Here is a 16537-nt window from a genome sequence, read left to right as displayed (position 1 = left end):
ACCACGGGCCGGGCGCGCTCGCGGTGGCGACGGGGCGGCTTCGCCGGGCGGGCCGGCCGCGCCGGGTGGGCCGGCTTCGCCAGGTGGGCCGGGCGGTGCGGACGCGGTGGCGTGGCGGACACGTTCGTTGCCGCCCCTGCTGGCCATGGCCGGGCCATCAGGCCACCGGGCCCGCGTCACCGGACCGTTTCGTGGCCGGCGCCGGGCCTCCTGCCGGCGACGGCCACGAAACCGCGGAGCGGGAGAACCAGGCAGCAAAAGCGGTAAGAACGGTGTAAGCCGCAAAAGCGGTGAAAAGGTGGGATCGTGCCGTCCGGTCGTTCGTGTGAGGGCCGTCCGGCCGCTTGCGCGAAGCATTCATGCCAGGCAACGGAATTTCTGCGGGTCGTAGCCGCCGCGCTCGATGCCGACCTGGATGCTGCCCAGCGAGAGGCCGGTCGACCGCAGGCTCGTCGCCTCGACCCCGGCGCCGACCAGCACGACCCGGCCGGCGTCCAGCCGGATGGAGGCGAGCGGAGCGCCGCCGGCGGCGTCGATGGCGACCCCGTGGAAATCGATCGATTCCACGCAGATCCGGGACGCGCCGAGCGTGAGGCCGGTCACCTTCGTCCGTCCGGGAGCGTTGATCCGTAGTTTCCAGGTACCCAGCCCGCCGGGCAGTTCGAATGCCTTCTCCAGGACCAGCCCGTCGATCAGCGCCTGTTTCATGTAGATCTCGCCCGCCGGCAGCTGGCCGCCGTCCGGGGCCGAGTTCCCGTCGATGCTGGGTACCAGCGTGAAGCTGCCCGGCTGAGCCGGCTCGCCGGTGTCGATCGAGGCGCCGGCGACGCCGAAGGAACCGACGCTGCCGAGCGCGAACGGGAGGGCTGCGCCTCCCGACAGGACGACGACGACCATCGCCAGCAGCAGCGTGAACGCCACCCCGCCCACCGCCAACAGCCGGCTTCGGCTGATCATTGCGTACGGCTGATCATCGTGTACCTCGCCTGTGCGCGGAGGTGCGCTTCCGTTGAGGCCGGCCGACCGGCACCTCCGCCGCCCCCTGACGTTTACGGCTGAGAGTTCCACTGTTCTCGCACAAGTGTCAATGAATCGGATGATTCGGCCCGTGGGTTTGCCGTGGCCTGCCGGACCGACGTCTACCGGGTGGGCAGATGTCGGGTGGCATCCACTGGGTGGAGATCCGGCGGGTGGATGCGGAGATCTACCGGGTGGGCACTGTCGACGTATCGCCAGAGGAACGTCACACCATGGCGTATGCTTTGCAGCAAACGTGCCGTCCGGTCAACGAAGGAGTGGCACCATGACAGCTGTGGCGGTAAAGCATGACCCGGCTGCCCGCGAGCCGGCCCGCGAGCCGGCCGGCGGGCCGGTGGACATCGCCGGCCTGGCCGGCTGGCCGCTGCCGGTCAGCCGGATCGACTTCGACGAGGGCCTGGCCTTCCTGCGGGCTGTCGAGCCCGGCGGCTACACAGCCGACGCCCTCGAGCACGCGCCCCACGGCCAGCGGCGCTGGGAACTCCTCGACGGTGTCGTCGTCGTGAGCCCCGCCCCCAGCTACCGTCACCAGCGGGTCGTGCTCAACCTCGGGATGATCCTCCGTGCGGGTGAGGTCGGCCCGGCGCGCACTCTGATCGCGCCGTTCGACGTGCCCGTGTCGGTGACCAGGAAGTTCCAGCCGGACGTCCTCGTCCTGCCCGACCAGGAGGCGGTCCTGCCCGTCCTCGTGGTCGAGGTCCTCTCCCGTTACGGCCGCACGTACGACACCCGGCGCAAGCGGACCGCCTACCAGGAGGCCGGTATCCGTTCCTATTGGATCATCGATCCGCAGGTCCCGTCGATGACCGTCCACCGGCTTGGCCGCCATGGCATCTACGAGGTCGTCGACACCGTCCGCGGCGGCGACCGCCGCGAGCTCACCGAGCCCTTCCCCGTCACCGTGCGCCCCGCCGATCTGTTGCTCTGAGCGGCCGCGCCGGCCCGAGCGGCGCACCCACGATCACGGGGCCGGGCTCCGGGCCCGGCCGGCCGGGCGGCCGTACGGTCCTTCCGCTGTCGACGGCCCGGCCGTCCGGAGCGCACGCGGATACTTGTAGCCGCCCGTGATCGGCCGAGAACGGTGTGGCTGGCTTCCAGTGCCGATTCTTCGATCTTCCGGCGTCCGGTGGGCGGGGCATGGCAATGCGTAGAACAAGGCGTGGCAATGCGTAGGACCAGCATCCTGATTTGCGATTGTTGATCGAATTGTGATAATGGGAGCGGCTGTCCGACACGCCTACTCGACGCGCGATGTGGGGAGGCCCCGGGTGGGAGCGCCCAGGCGTTAAGGTCTTCGTCGAGGCCGTACGGTGCGAAAGGGGACCAATGTCCAAGGGTGATTCCTTCGTCCACCTGCACGTGCACACCGAGTACTCGATGTTGGACGGTGCGGCGAAGGTCGGCCTGCTGTTCGCCGAAGCGGCCCGGCTGGGCATGCCCGCGGTGGGGATGACCGACCACGGCAACATGTTCGGTTCCTACGAGTTCCACCAGGCCGCGAAAAAGGCCGGCATCACACCGGTCATCGGTATAGAAGCCTATGTCGCACCGGAGGCCCGGCACCACAAGAAACCCGTCTTCTGGGGTGACGGCGGGCAGCGCGACGCCGATCCGGACGGTGAGGGCGGCGATGTCTCCGGCGGTGGTGCCTACACCCACATGACAATGCTGGCGGCCAACTCGACGGGGCTGCGCAATCTTTTCCAGCTGAGCAGTATCGCCTCGCTCGACGGCTACTACCGCAAGCCCCGGATGGACCAGGAGCTGATCGCCGAGCACGCCGAGGGAATCATCGCCACGACCGGCTGCCCGTCCGGCGTGGTACAGACCCGGCTGCGGCTGAACCAGTTCGACAAGGCGCTGCAGGCCGCGGCCACCTACCGGGACATCTTCGGCCCGGAGAACTATTTCCTGGAACTGATGGACCACGGGCTCGCGATCGAACGGAAGGTCCGCGACGGCCTGCTCGACGTCGCCCGCCGGCTCGATCTGCGGCCGTTGGCCACGAACGACAGCCACTACGTCACCAAGGACCAGGCCGACTCGCACAGCGCGTTGTTGTGCGTCGGCACCGGGAAACGGCTCGACGACCCGAAACGTTTCAGGTTCGACGGCGACGGCTACTACCTGAAAAGCCCCGAGGAGATGCGCGACCTGTGGGACGACCAGGTTCCCGGCGCGTGCGACAGTTCGCTTCTGATCGCCGAACGGGTCGAGCCGTACGACGACGTCTTCGCCTATGTCGACCGGATGCCGCGGTTCCCCGTCCCGGCGGGGGAGGACCAGCTCTCGTGGCTGCGCAAGGAGGTGGCCCGCGGCGTCGAGCACCGCTTCGGCGCGAATCCGCCGCAGGAGGTTCTCGACCGGGTCGAGTACGAGATCGGCGTCATCGCCAACATGGGTTTCCCGGCCTACTTCCTCGTCGTCGCCGACATCTGCCGGTACGCCCGGGAGAAGGGTATCCGGGTCGGCCCGGGGCGTGGTTCGGCGACCGGGTCGATGGTCTCCTACGTCCTCGGCGTCACCGAGCTCGACCCGATCGAGCACCGGCTGATCTTCGAGCGGTTCCTCAACCCCGACCGCATCTCCCCGCCGGACATCGACCTCGACTTCGACGAACGCCGCCGCGGTGACATGATCCGTTATGTCACCGAGCGGTACGGCGAGGACCGGGTGTGCCAGATCCTCACCTTCGGCACGATCAAGGCGAAAGCCGCGGTCAAGGACTCGTGCCGGGTGCTGGGCTACCCGTACGCCCTCGGCGACAAAATCACCAAGGCGATGCCCCCGGACGTGTTCGGCAAGGGCATTCCGCTGTCCGGCATCCTCGACCCCGCGCACGAGCGGTACAGCGAGGCCGCCGAGGTGCGCGGCCTCTACGAGACCGACCAGGACGTCCGCAAGATTATTGACACCGCGCGTGGGCTGGAGGGCCTCACCCGCGGGACGGGGGTGCACGCGGCCGGGGTGATCCTCTGCTCCGAGCCGCTGCTGGACGTCCTGCCGATCCACCGGCGGGACGCCGACGGCGCCATCATCACGGGTTTCCCGTTCCCGCAGTGCGAGGACATGGGCCTGCTGAAGATGGACTTCCTCGGCCTGCGCAACCTCACCGTCATCGACGACGCGATCCTCAACGTGCGCAAGAACCGTGGCGTCGACATCGACCTGCAGAAGCTCCCGCTGGCGGACACCCCGACCTTCCAGCTGATGGCCCGCGGGGACACCCTCGGCGTCTTCCAGCTCGACGGCGGCCCCATGCGCAGCCTGCTGCGGCTGATGGCCCCGACGAAGTTCGAGGACATCGCCGCCGTTCTCGCGCTGTACCGGCCGGGGCCGATGGCGGCCAACTCCCACATCGAGTACGCCGACCGCAAGAACGGCCGCAAGCCCGTCACCCCGATCCACACCGAGCTTAAGGACCGACTGGAGGACATTCTCGGCGAGACCTACCACCTGGTGGTCTACCAGGAGCAGGTCATGACCATCGCGCGGGAACTCGCCGGCTACACCCTGGGCGAGGCCGACCTGCTGCGCCGCGCCATGGGCAAGAAGAAGAAGGAGGTGCTGGACGCCAACCACGCGGAGTTCATGGCCGGCATGGCGAAGAAGGGCTACTCCACCGAGGCCGCCCAGGCGCTGTGGGACGTGCTGGTCCCCTTCTCCGGATACGGGTTCAACAAGTCCCACACGGCCGGTTACGGCGTCGTCTCGTTCTGGACCGCCTATCTGAAGGCGAACTTCCCGGCCGAGTACATGGCGGCACTGCTGACCTCCGTCGGGGACGACAAGGACAAGATGGCGGTGTATCTCGCCGAATGCCGCAAGATGGGCATCCGGGTGCTGCCGCCCGACGTGAACGAGTCGACGCTCTACTTCACCCCGGTCGGCGACGACATCCGTTTCGGCCTCGGCGCGATCCGTAACGTGGGGGCGAACGTCGTCGCCTCGATCGCCGCCACCCGGGAACGGAAGGGCGACTACGCGTCGTTCCCGGACTTCCTGGAGAAGGTCGAGATCGCGGTCTGCAACAAGCGTGTCGTCGACTCCCTGATCAAAGCGGGCGCGTTCGACTCCCTCGGGCACAACCGCCGTGCCCTGTCACAGGTCCACGAAACCGCGGTCGACGCCGTCATCGGCACGAAACGCAACGAGGCGTTCGGCCAGTTCGACCTTTTCGGTGGCGGTGGCGGTGGCGGTGACGAGCCGGACGAGTCGATGAAAATCGGCCTCGGGCTGGATCTCAGCGCCGCCGAGTGGCCGCGCCCGGAACTTCTCGCGCAGGAACGCGAAATGCTCGGCCTGTACGTCTCCAGCCATCCGCTGGAAGGCACCCAGCGGATTCTGGACCGCAACCGGGACACCCGGATCATCGACCTTCTCGACAGCGGCCGCGGTGAGGGCGAGGTGCAGATCGCCGGCGTGATCGCGAAAATCGACCGGCGGGTCAACAAGAACAACGGCAACCTCTGGGCCATCGTCACCGTCGAGGACCTGGACGCGTCGGTCGAGGTCCTGTTCTTCCCGAAGAGCTACGAGGTGTATTCCGAGCAGCTCGTACCCGACGCGGTGGTCTCCGTCCGCGGGCGCATCAACGAACGCGACGGCTCCATCAGCATCTTCGCCCACGACCTGACCACACTCGACGTGAGCGTGAATCCGGACGCCGGACCGCCGGTGCTGATTTCCCTGCCCACGCACAAGGTGACCCCGGGCCTCGTCGACGAGCTGCGCCTGATCCTGGCCACCCATCCGGGGAACACCCCGGTGCACATCCGGCTGGAAAGCCCCCGCCGCAGCAACCTCCTGCTGCGCCTGGGGCCGGAGGTCGACGCGTCCTCGGCGTTCTGGGGCGACCTGAAAAGCCTGCTCGGCACGAAGGCCGTCGCCTCCTGACCAGCCACCTGGCCTGGCCGTCCACTCCCTCGATGTCGTCCTCCGCGACCGGACGTCGCCACGTGAAAGGGCCCCGGTGCCGCGACCGGATATCCGGTGCGGTCCCGGGGCCCTGTCACGTGACGACACGGGATACGGCCGTCGAGAAACAGCCCTTGCGGATCCGGTCAGGAGGAGAAGAACAGCTTGGCGAAGCCGTGGTGGCCGTGACCGCTATGGCCGTGATGGCCGTGCCCGCCGTGGTGGCCCCCATGCGGCACGCCCCACGCGGGCTGGGCGTACTGCGCGGGCTGTGTGTACTGCGGCGGGGGCGGCGGGGGCTGGTTGAACTGCCCTTCAAGCCGGCTGATGGCTTCCAGCTCCCCGTAGTCAAGGAAGATTCCCCGGCAGTTGTCGCACTGCTCGATCTGCACGCCGCTGCGGCTGTAGGTCCGCATCACCCCGTGGCACTTGGGACACTGCAGTGTGTAGCTCACGACGAAACCCACCCATCTCGCACTCACTCGCCCGGTGCGGCCCATTAGATCATTCGATTCGCCAGTAGCGTACCGGGTGTCCCGGATGCGGCCAGGGGACGTCACACCGGCCTGTCGGTCGCGGCTCGGACCGTCGGCGCGGCTGGGTCGTACCCCCACACCGTGCACGGAACCGTCGCCACCGAGGCGGACCGCGCCGGGCGCACCGCCCACGAGATCGCTGACCAGTTCGGCCGCACCCGGATCGGTGATAGTGCGCCTCCCGAGCGCCGGCGTTCCTGTACGCGCGTACATATTCGTCCCGAACGGCCCTCCCCTGGCCGCGACAGAATCAGGGGATGCAGAGTGCGTTGACCGCTGAAATCGAGATCGATCATCACGGACCTGTTGCCGTGGTGCGGTTCAACAGACCCGGCACCCTGAATGCGTTCACCCGCACGATGGGGGATGCGTATGCCGTGGCGATGCGTCAACTGGACCGGGATCCGCGCGTGCGGGCGATTGTTGTGACCGGCAGCGGCCGGGGCTTCTGTTCTGGTGCCGACGTCGAGGTGCTCCGTGGCGGTCCAGCCGCCATACGCGCCTTCATCCCGGTGCAGGAGGACATGCCCAGCTTTGTGCATCGCCTGTCCACCCCGGTCATAGCCGCGGTGAACGGGCCGGTGGCGGGAATCGGTTTCGCGTACATGATGGGCAGCGACGTTCGGTTCGCCGCGCGTGAGGCGAAGATCGCCACGACTTTTGCCCGCCTCGGGCTGGTCGCGGAATATGGCCTGTCGTGGCTGTTACCGCGTGCGCTCGGTGTCGGCCGTGCGCTTGATCTGCTCCTGAGCGGAAGGGTGATCACCGGCGCCGAGGCCCTCGAGATGGGGCTTGTGCAGTTCGCCGTGCCGGTCGCTGACGTCTTCACCGCGGCTGTGGAGTACGCGACCGACCTCGCCCTGAACTGTGCGCCGACCTCACTGGCAGTGATCAAGGCGCAGGTGTACGCCGACCTTGAGGACAACGAGACGCGGGCGCTGGAGCGTACGGCCCGGCTGATGGACCGGTCGTTCGACGGTCCTGATCTGGCTGAAGCCCTGTCCGCAAGAAGCGAGAGCCGTCGGCCGCTGTTCGGCGCGGCAGCCGGTTACGTGATCGCCCCTGACGCGCGAAGTGCGGCCAGCCCGGTCTCGTCGTAACCCAGCTGCCGCAGGATCTCCGGCCCGTCGGCTGCGGCGTTGCCGCCCGCGGCGAGGGTCGTCGGCGTGCCGGAGAACCTGGGTGCAGGCAGCGCGACCAGCGTGTCCTCGAACTCGGTGTAGGCCTGTCTGGCGACGTTGTGTGGGTGTTCTGGCGCTTCGGTGAGGCTCAGGACGGGTGCCACGCAGGCGTCGAGGGGCGCGAACAGTTCGGCCCACTCGTCACGGGTCCTGCTCCTGAAGGTGCCGGTGAGCCATGACTCGACAGCATCCGACTGGCCGCGATCGTACGGTGACGGCACCTGCGTCGGGTCGGATCCGATGGCCTCGCAGAATGTCTGCCAGAACTGCGGCTCGAGCGCGCCCATGGCCACCCAACGGCCGTCGGCGCACTCGTAGCACCGGTAGTTCGGACTACCGCCGTCAAGCAGGTTCGATCCGCGCTCGTCGCGCCACGAGCCGGAGCCGAGCAGCGTGCGTGTCATCGTTCCGAGATATGCGGCGCCCTCGACCATCGCGGCGTCAATGACCTGGCCGGCCCCGGACGTCCGGGCGTGAAGTACCGCCGCCAACAGCCCCATACCGAGGAAGAGGGATCCGCCGGCGAAGTCCGCCAGGTAGTTCACCGGCGGTGTGGGCGGCCCCTGTCTGGTGCCGATTCCGTGCAGAAGGCCGGAGATGGCGAGGTAGGTGATGTCGTGGCCGGCGGTCCGCGCGAGTGGTCCGTCCTGGCCCCAACCGGTCAGGCGGCCGTAGACGAGCCGAGGATTGCGGGACAGCGCTTCGTCGGGGCCGATGCCGAGGCGCTCGGCGACGCCGGGACGAAATCCTTCGATCAGAACGTCTGATCGCTCGGCCAGGCGCAGGACGACGTCGCCCGCGCCGTGCGCGTGAAGGTCCAGTTCAAGGTGTCGTCGTCCGCGGCCGAGCGGGCCGGCGATGAACACCTCGTCAAGGCTGCTGCGCTTCGCCGCCGGTTTCTGAATACGGACCACCTCCGCACCGAGGTCGGCCAGCAACATGCCGAGAAACGGCACAGGCCCGATGGCCGGCAGTTCCAGCACTGTCACGCCGCTGAGCGGTCCGCTCGCGCGGGCCTCCGCCGCGGAGCCGGCGCGGGCCCGCGGGAGGGGCCCGTCGAGGCTGCCATGCAGGGGTGTCCTCACCGGGGTGCCAGCCGGATCGCCCCGTCGAGCCGGATCACCTCGCCGTTGAGCATGGGGTTGGCGACGATGTGCTCGACCAGCGCCGCGTACTCGGTCGGCTCGCCCAGCCGCGACGGATGGGGCGTCTGGGTGCCGAGAGAGTCCTGGGCCTGCTGCGGCAGACCCTCCAGCATCGGAGTCCTGAACAGGCCGGGAGCGATCGTCACGACCCGGATCTGTCGGTCGGCCAGATCTCGGGCGAGCGGGAGGGTCATCCCCACCACGCCGCCCTTGGACGCCGAGTAGGCCACCTGCCCGATCTGCCCGTCGAAGGCCGCCACCGACGCGGTATTGACGATCACACCGCGTTCGCCGTCGACCAGCTCCGCCCTGGCGATCCGCTCCGCGGCGAGCCGGATCACGTTGAACGTGCCCACCAGGTTGACATGGACGAGCTGGGCGAACTGGGCGAGAGGCATGACCTCGCCGCGGCGCGACAGGATCCGGCCGGGTGTGCCAACGCCGGCACAGTTGACCACGATGCGGATGTCGCCCAGTGCGGCGGCGGCGTCCAGCGCGGCCGTGACGGCGTCCTCGTCCGTGACGTCGGTCGGCGCGAAGACCGCCTCCGTCGGGAGGCCTTTGGCCACGTCGTCTCCGGGCGCCGTGGGCAGGTCCAGAACCGCGATCCGGGCACCGGCCTCTGCCAGCGCGGTCGCGGCCGCTCGGCCGAGTCCGGACGCCCCGCCCGTCACGATCGCGACACTGTCTTCGATCTTCACGTTTCTCCCATCCGACTGTTTCCAGGTTGGTCAGGCTGGTCAGGTTGGCCAGAACCGAACGGTGTAGAGGTCACGCGCCTCGCCGCCTGCGTCTGAATGCCGCTGACGCGCCGACCGCGAGGATCAGCGCGCCGCCGTCGGCAACACCGCTGACCCACGTTGCGGCACCGCCGAGGGTCAGGCCGCTGACGATCACGGCGACCAGGACCAGGCCGAGGATCGTTCCCACGACGTTGAACTGACCGGGCGTCCACGTGGACGCTCCCAGGTAGACGGCGGCAAGAGCTGGGAGAAGGACACCGATGCCGGTCGTGCCGGGGGTCGCGCTGCCCTGCTGCGCCAGCAGGAGCACCCCGCCGGCCGCGGCGAGCCCTCCGGACGTCATGTAGCTCGCCAGCACCAGTCGGTCCACTCGCACGCCGACCAGGCGGGCTGCCGGGCTCGACGACCCGACAGCCACGAGCCTGCGACCGAACGGCGTCTGCGCGACGACGTATCCGGTCACCAGCGCGATGAGCAGGGCGACGACGGTCAGCCACGGGATCTTCCAGACCGTGGCGGTCCCGAAGTCGACCAGCTTCTGCGAGAAGCCGGAGGAGATGCTGAGGTTGTGGCTGTACCAGCTCTGCGTCCCGTCGAGCACGGTCGCCGATCCGAGGGTGGCGATGAGCCCGTTGAGCCCGAACCGTGTGACGAGCAGCCCGTTGACGGCCCCGATCAGCAGACCTATGACCAGAACCATCAGTACGGCTTCGAGCAGGTTCCATCCGTTGCGCGCCATGAGGCCCGCGGTGAGCATCGACGCCAGGCTGGCGGTGGACCCGACCGAGAGATCGAAGTTGTTGCTCAGGAGCGGGACCATCAGCGCCAGCGCAATGATCAGATTCACTGACTGTGAACTGCCGATGATCTGCCAGTTGTGTACGGTGGCGAACGTGTCGGGGAACCGCACCGACCAGGCGACGATGATGGCAACGATCAGTACCAGGAGGCCGAACCGCTCGCCGAGGGAGAGCCACCGCGCCCCGCCCGGCCAGTTCGCACGGCGTGGCGGACGTCCTGAGCCGGGGGGTGCGGGACTGTTCGGACGCTGGTCGGTGGCGGTCGCTGTCATGATGTTCGAGGCTCCATGCTGGTCGGTGGGTGGGTGGCGGGTGTCCGTGGGCCGAGGGCGCGCGACGTCGGTGTGCGCGCTCCGGACGGTGCGCCCAGCCCGTGACCGAGTTCGGTACAGCGCCGCACGGTCAGGTCGGCGCCCGACGCCTCGCCCGTGATCCGCCCGCTGTGGACACCGACCACCCGGTCGCACGCGTCGACGAGTTCCTGAGGATCGGAGCTGACGAGCAGCACCGCGGTCCCGGCGGCCGCGACCTGGCGGACGAGCTGGTGGATCGCTGTACGGGCGCCGATGTCGACGCCCTGGGTCGGCTCGTCGAGCAGCAGCAGCCGCGGCGCCAGTTCCAGCCAGCGCGCCAGCACCACCTTCTGCTGGTTTCCGCCGGACATGGTGGCGAAGTACGCTTCGGGCCCGTCGACCTTGATCTTGTATCGCTCGATGACGCTCTGGGCGTCGCAACGTTCGGCCGCACGCCGCAGCCAGACCCGGTTCCAGTAGCGCCGCAGGCTCGGCGCGCTCAGGTTCGCGCGTACGGAAAGCTCGGCGAACGCGGCCTGTCCGGCGCGGTCCTCGGGGACGTAGGCGATGCCGCCCCTGATGGCGGCGGGGACGTCGTTGGCTGTCAGCTCGACGCCGTCGAGGGTCGCCCGGCCTCCCCGAGCCGGCCTGACCCCGAACAGCGACTGCAGCAACGTCGACCGGCCCGAGCCGAGCAGCCCGGCGATTCCGACGACCTCCCCGGCGCGCACCTGCAGGCAGATGTCGTCCAGTGATCCGACCGCGAGGTTCTCAAGCCGCAGCCGGACCTCGGCCTGGTCGGTACCGACGGTATTCCTGCTCGGCGCGACCGGAGCATGTCCCGTGATCAGTTGGACCAGGCTGCTCTCGTCGAGGTCCGCGGCGTCGCAGGTCCGGACATGCTGCCCGTCTCTCAGGAAGGTCGCGCTGTCCGACACCGCCAGCAGCTCGGACAGCCGATGCGACACGAAGACGACGGCGTGGCCGCGCCGCGCGTAACCACGCATGGCGTCGAGCACCGCCTGCGCCTCCTCGGCCGGAAGCGACGCGGTAGGCTCGTCGAGGACCAGCGTGCCCCGCCCGGCCTCGGCCTCGTACTGCAGCGCGCGGGCGACCGCGATCATCGTCCGCGTGGCGGGCGGAACCTGCGCCATGATCGTCTTTGGTGAGACGTCGATCTCGAACCGCTCCAGCACCTTCTGGACGCGCCGGTGCAGCGCCCGCCACGAGACCGGAGCCAGGCTCCTCGCGCCGAAGGCCGAGCTGACGGCGAAGTTCTCGGCCACCGTCATCGACGGGAACGTGCCCACCGCCTGATGGACGAAGTAGAGCCCGTTCGAACCGGCCCACCCCGGGTTCGTCCGGGTCGCGTCGTGGACGTGGCCGTCAATCTCGATCGTGCCGCTGTCAGCCTGGTGCACCCCGGCCAGGATCTTGATGAGCGTCGACTTGCCCGATCCGTTTCCGCCGCACAGCGCGTGTACCGAGGCGCGGGGGACCTCGAAGCTGACATCGCGTAGCGCGCGGGTGCCACCGAAGGTCTTGGAGACCGCGTTGACGCGGATCGCCGGAGCGGTGGTCCGCGGAGACTGCGCCTCGCCGACGGCGGTCATCTGTCCTCCTGTGTGGTCCGGCTGTGTGGTCCGGTATGGCGATGTCCGTGCCGTCCCACGGATCCCGGGCGGCACGGGCATCGCGGCGGTTGACGTCAGCCGGTCCAGTTCGCGGTGAACGCGGCCCGGTAGTCGACCGACGGCGTCCAGGACTGGCTGTCGGAGGCGGGCAGAGCGTGGTCGGCGTCGATGATCTGGAAGCTGGCCCCCTGGTCCGGGATGGTCGTCTCGCCGGCCAGAACCCGGTTCATCGCGTCCGCGCCCTCCCAGCCGAGCCAGTTCGCGGGAACGCCGACGGCGGCGGTGACCACCTTCCTGCGAATAAGGGCCACGGTCGACGGGTAGCCCTCGCCGGCCACCACGACGAGACCGGAGTGCTGGCTTGCGGTGATGACCTGGGAGATCTCGGCCATGGTGGTGTCGTCGGGAGCGTCCACGACGTTCGCCTCAGGATGCTTCTGCAACGCCGTGGCGACCTTCTGTGCCGTCGTCGCCGGGTTGCCGAGGTCCTGACCGGTGATAGCGACCGTGTCGACGATCCGGCATCCGCCGCACCTGGCCAGTTCTTCTCGATATCCGGCCTCCTCGTACTGGGTGACGACGAAGTCCGGGTGCGTGATCAGTAGGACCTTCGCCCTGCCTCCGGTGGCGGCGATCGCATAGTCGGCCTTCAACGTGCCCCACCTGGTACCGAACTGGGGAGGGGTGCCACTGGAATTGATGGTCGCCGAGTACAGCGACGCGCCGCCGCCTGCTTTGGGGTCGTCGCAGTCGTAGGCCCATACGGCCACCGTCGGAATACGGGCGTTCTTCGCCGCCTGGAGCCCGGCCCTGGCCGGTGGGCAGTCGATCGCGATGGTGATGATGCCGTCCGCGTGTGCCGCGACCGCCTGGTTGAGGGCGGCCGTATAGCCCGCGGGACTGGCCTTGCCGTCTGCCGTCGTGATTTTCCAGTCCAGCACCCTGGCTGCCTCCTGGATGGCCGCGGCGGGTTCGGAACAGCCGAACAGCGCCGAAGAACACGGAATCACCCAGATGTTCTTTCCCTTCTGGGCGCTGGGACCGCCCTTGGCAGGTGCGCTGTAGAGGCCTCTGTAGGCCGCGTCGACCGCTTCCCGCGCCGTGGCGGTGTAGCCGTCCCCGGAGGCCGACGTGGCGCCGCCGCCCGTGGCGTCGGGTAAGTCCGGTCCGGAGGAGGAACACCCGGCCGCGGCGACAAGCGCCACCGCGGTCACGGCGGCGAGCATGCCGGATGCCGAACGCCTCACTGCCCTCAGATGGATCATCGTTCTCCCTGTCGGTGGTGTGTCGGATCGGGATGGGAGGCAGAGCCGGAGGCCGCGGCCTGCCCCGGCCGGGGAGATCAGGGTCTGGGCCTCGGCGGGCGGGGGCGCTGATGACCAGGCCTGTCAGCAGCGTTGCGGCATGATCCACGGGGTCGGCCAGCCACAGGCCGCGCGTAGCGTCGTTGGCCAGGACGGCTGTTCGGGTGGGTGGGAGAGGTGACGTCCCCTCTCTCGTCGTTCGTGCCCGCCGGAGGGTTTCCGCCGTGGGGGCCTTCCGGCGAAGCAGATGGACGCGCCCGTCACGTCGGCACTCCCTGGAATTCGCGGAAGCTGGAACTGTGCTCCGGCTCACAACCTGGCTGAGCGAGGGCGAACGCTAGCGGCGGATCCCCGGGTGCGCAGCAACGCCGCGTCCGGCCTTTTGGACCCCGCTCCAAAACCCGCCCGGCGGGACCGTGGGCGACAGTTGAACACTGACCCGCTGCCCATGGGCGGAAATGGGCCCCGGTTGACGGTGGGGGTGCTGAGAGTGCAGGACTGGGTGGAGATCCGTCAGCTGGCCCGTCGGCCGCCGCGGGCGGGCAGCCGGCGTCACCGGCAGCGCCACCGCCGGTCGAGGGGGCCGGGCCCGGGCGCCGTTGACAGAGACCGTTGCTGGCTGTTTGCTGCCATGGAAGGCATCCGCATCCATGGTTCAGGCGACCTGCGGACGGGGGTCTCGGACAGGACATGAGCGGGGTTCGCCAGGCCGGATCGGAGCATCAACAGATACCGGACGTGACCGGTATGCGGCAACCGTCCGAGCGCGCCCCCGAGGTGGGTGGCGAGCACAGGGAACACAAGGAACTTGCCGCGTTCCGGAAACTGGCTGGCGCGCTGGCCGAAGAACGCGACCTTGACACGATCTTCCATCTTATTGTCGACACCCTCAGCGAGCTGACAGGCGCCGACCGGTGCAGTCTGCATCTGCGCGACCGGGAGACCGGTCTGTTGCACGGCAAGGCCGCGCACGCTGCCCGGGACATCGACATACCCGTAAAACAGCTGGTCAGCGGAATGCCCGGGGACAACTTCACCCGGGAAATCCTCGACACCGGCCGGCCCGTGATGCTCACGAACACGCTGGTGGATCCCCGGCCGGTGCACGCCGCGATGCGTCGCTGGCGGGCACGCTCGGTGCTGGGAATCCCCATGAGGCTCCGCGGCGAGGTAATCGGGATTCTGTGTCTCGACACCGAGGACACCACGATGGAGTTCTCACAGCCGGACCAGGAGCTGGCGTTGTCGTTCGCCGAGCTCGCGGCCACGGCGATCAACCAGGTGCAACTGACCTCCCAGCTCAGGGACAGCCTCCACGTACAGGCCAGGCAGCTGGAGATGCTGCAGCGCGCTCGTCGCATGGAGGGGCAGCTCGCGGATATCGCGCTGAGCGGCTGGGGGGTCCGTGAGCTGGGGGAGACGGTCGCGCAACTGCTGTCGAAGCCCTGCGCCATCTACGACGTGGACTTCCGCTGCCTGTCCTGCGCCGGCGCGACGGACGACCTGCGCGTGCGACTCCGGTCGTTGGGCGACATCCGGCATCATCCCTCGGTCGAGCCCGTCACGGAGTCACTCGAGTCCGGACGCCCGCAGTGCCTCCCGCCGCTGCCGCAGGCCGGCATCAACCATCGGCTCCTGCTGACCTCGATCGAACTCAACGGACAGCGGCAGGGCTACGTCGTCGTCGTCGAGGCCGCCGGCCGGTTCGGTCAGCTCGATGACGTCATCGTGCGCAGGGCCGCGCACAACATCGCTCTTGAGCGTCTGCGGAGCAGGATCGACCAGGACATGGAATGGCATGCGGTCGAGGCCCTCGTGGGAAGCCTGATCCGTGGCGAGCGGGAGCTCGAGGAACGGGCTCGCTCGCTCGGCGTCGACCTCACCGCGCGGCGGGTGGTCTGCCTCGTGGCCGCGCGGGACAGCGGTTCGGCGAACCGCGTCATGTCACGGCAGGTGGCCCAGATCCTGACCGACCGGGAGTCACCGTCAAGCGCGTTGGCGGCCTGGTCCGGCAGCGACATTGCGGTGATCATCGAGGTGCCGAGGGAGTGCGACCGGCGGGAGGCGGTCGAATGGGTGAGGGCCCGGCTGCGTGTCGTGCTCGCCGAACTCAGTCCGGAAGGCCAGCTCTGTGCGGCGATCTCGACGGTGGTGGAGGCCCCCGGGGACGACCACCGAGCCCACCGGGAGGCCCAGCAGGTCCTGAAGTGCATCCGTGAACATCTCTCGGACGCCGAGCCGGGCGTGCTCGCCGCCGACGATCTCGGCGCGGCACGGCTCCTGCTGGCCTCGACCAGCCGCGACGAGGCCAGCCAGCTCGTTCTCGACACGTTCGGGCCCCTGCTGCGAGACCGCTCCGTCAAGTCCGTGGAACTGATGTCGACACTGGAGCCGTTCCTGCGGCTGGCCAGGAACGTGCGCGACTGCGCCGACGAACTGGGCGTCCATCCCAACACGGTGCGCTACCGGCTCACCAACATCGAACGCCTCACCGGTCTGCGCGTCACCACCGACGACAGCGACTATCTGACCGCGCAGATGGCGATGACGATCGTTCGCCTCGGCGGCTGCCCAGCGGTTGCCGCCGGCGTCGGCTACCCGCCCGAGGCGTCGCCGACGAGCCGCGGCACGTCGATGCCGAGCTCGGCGAGCACGTCGGCCGTGTCGTCGTCACGGGACTGAGGTTCGGCGATCGGTTCCAGCCGCGTACGGCTGAAGCGTGGCGCTGGCGAGGGGAGAACGGCATCGCCCACCCTGGTGAAGACCGCCCGGGCCGTGTTGTGTGGATGGGCGGGCGCCTCCGCCATCGTGAGAACGGGAGACAGGCACACGCCGGCCTGCTCGGCCAGGGCGCACCACCGCGCCTGGGTGCGCTGTCGGAACACCGTCGCGAGCCGCTCCCGCCACCATGGCCAGTTCGCCCGGTCCCATCTGTCGACCGGTTCG

General features: G+C 68.9%; 12 protein-coding genes. 4 read left to right on the top strand and 8 right to left on the bottom strand.

The annotated features are described in order from the left end of the window. Positions 1 to 357: 357 nt before the first annotated feature. The gene (locus NBW84_RS05970; protein ID WP_250282457.1) at positions 358 to 957 is read right to left on the bottom strand and encodes a hypothetical protein; all 600 of its coding nucleotides are present in this window, start codon (positions 955 to 957) and stop codon (positions 358 to 360) included. A 346-nt stretch (positions 958 to 1303) separates the two neighbouring features. Here NBW84_RS05970 and NBW84_RS05965 point away from each other — a divergent pair, with 346 nt between their 5' ends. Next, positions 1304 to 1966, top strand: a complete 663-nt coding sequence (locus tag NBW84_RS05965) for a Uma2 family endonuclease (RefSeq protein WP_250282455.1) — start codon at positions 1304 to 1306, stop codon at positions 1964 to 1966. A 398-nt stretch (positions 1967 to 2364) separates the two neighbouring features. Continuing rightward, the gene (gene dnaE, locus NBW84_RS05960; protein ID WP_250282454.1) at positions 2365 to 5934 is read left to right on the top strand and encodes a DNA polymerase III subunit alpha; all 3570 of its coding nucleotides are present in this window, start codon (positions 2365 to 2367) and stop codon (positions 5932 to 5934) included. Positions 5935 to 6101: 167 nt separating this feature from the next. Here dnaE and NBW84_RS05955 read toward each other — a convergent pair whose 3' ends face one another. Next, entirely contained in the window at positions 6102 to 6455 is a 354-nt protein-coding gene (locus NBW84_RS05955; RefSeq protein ID WP_445548492.1) for a TFIIB-type zinc ribbon-containing protein, read from the bottom strand. Between the two features lie 305 nt (positions 6456 to 6760). Here NBW84_RS05955 and NBW84_RS05950 point away from each other — a divergent pair, with 305 nt between their 5' ends. Beyond that, positions 6761 to 7591: an enoyl-CoA hydratase-related protein gene (locus NBW84_RS05950; RefSeq protein WP_250282452.1), complete on the top strand. Its 831-nt coding sequence runs from the start codon at positions 6761 to 6763 to the stop codon at positions 7589 to 7591. On the opposite strand, the gene NBW84_RS05945 is transcribed toward NBW84_RS05950, so the two are convergent. From NBW84_RS05945 to NBW84_RS05925, 5 genes are all read right to left on the bottom strand, one after another. Further along, positions 7540 to 8757 carry a CaiB/BaiF CoA transferase family protein gene (locus tag NBW84_RS05945; protein ID WP_250282450.1) on the bottom strand — a complete coding sequence of 406 codons (1218 nt, stop codon included), beginning with the start codon at positions 8755 to 8757 and terminating at the stop codon, positions 7540 to 7542. The two genes, NBW84_RS05950 and NBW84_RS05945, sit on opposite strands and share 52 nt — an antisense overlap. Next, the gene (locus tag NBW84_RS05940) at positions 8754 to 9518 is read right to left on the bottom strand and encodes an SDR family NAD(P)-dependent oxidoreductase (RefSeq protein ID WP_250282448.1); all 765 of its coding nucleotides are present in this window, start codon (positions 9516 to 9518) and stop codon (positions 8754 to 8756) included. Before NBW84_RS05940 ends, NBW84_RS05945 begins: the two co-directional genes overlap by 4 nt. A gap of 70 nt (positions 9519 to 9588) precedes the next feature. Further along, on the bottom strand, positions 9589 to 10632 hold the full coding sequence (locus NBW84_RS05935) for an ABC transporter permease (RefSeq protein WP_250282446.1): 1044 nt from the start codon (positions 10630 to 10632) through the stop codon (positions 9589 to 9591). Then, positions 10629 to 12266, bottom strand: coding sequence for a sugar ABC transporter ATP-binding protein (locus NBW84_RS05930; protein ID WP_250282444.1), 1638 nt, complete (start codon positions 12264 to 12266; stop codon positions 10629 to 10631). The genes NBW84_RS05935 and NBW84_RS05930 overlap by 4 nt, the downstream gene beginning before the upstream one ends. A gap of 95 nt (positions 12267 to 12361) precedes the next feature. Further along, positions 12362 to 13534: a substrate-binding domain-containing protein gene (locus NBW84_RS05925; RefSeq protein WP_250282441.1), complete on the bottom strand. Its 1173-nt coding sequence runs from the start codon at positions 13532 to 13534 to the stop codon at positions 12362 to 12364. Positions 13535 to 14338: 804 nt separating this feature from the next. Here NBW84_RS05925 and NBW84_RS05920 point away from each other — a divergent pair. Next, entirely contained in the window at positions 14339 to 16273 is a 1935-nt protein-coding gene (locus tag NBW84_RS05920) for a GAF domain-containing protein (RefSeq protein WP_250282440.1), read from the top strand. Here the strand turns inward: NBW84_RS05920 and NBW84_RS05915 are convergent. Further along, positions 16186 to 16537, bottom strand: a 352-nt coding sequence (locus NBW84_RS05915) for a CoA transferase (protein ID WP_250282438.1), incomplete at its 5' end; no start/stop codon positions are given. The genes NBW84_RS05920 and NBW84_RS05915 overlap by 88 nt on opposite strands.

The organism is Protofrankia sp. CiP1_Cm_nod2, assembly GCF_920664355.1.
Classification (GTDB): Bacteria; Actinomycetota; Actinomycetes; order Frankiales; family Frankiaceae; genus Protofrankia.
The sequence above is the reverse complement of the archived record's forward strand: the minus strand, read 5'-3'. Positions and strand labels throughout refer to the sequence as shown.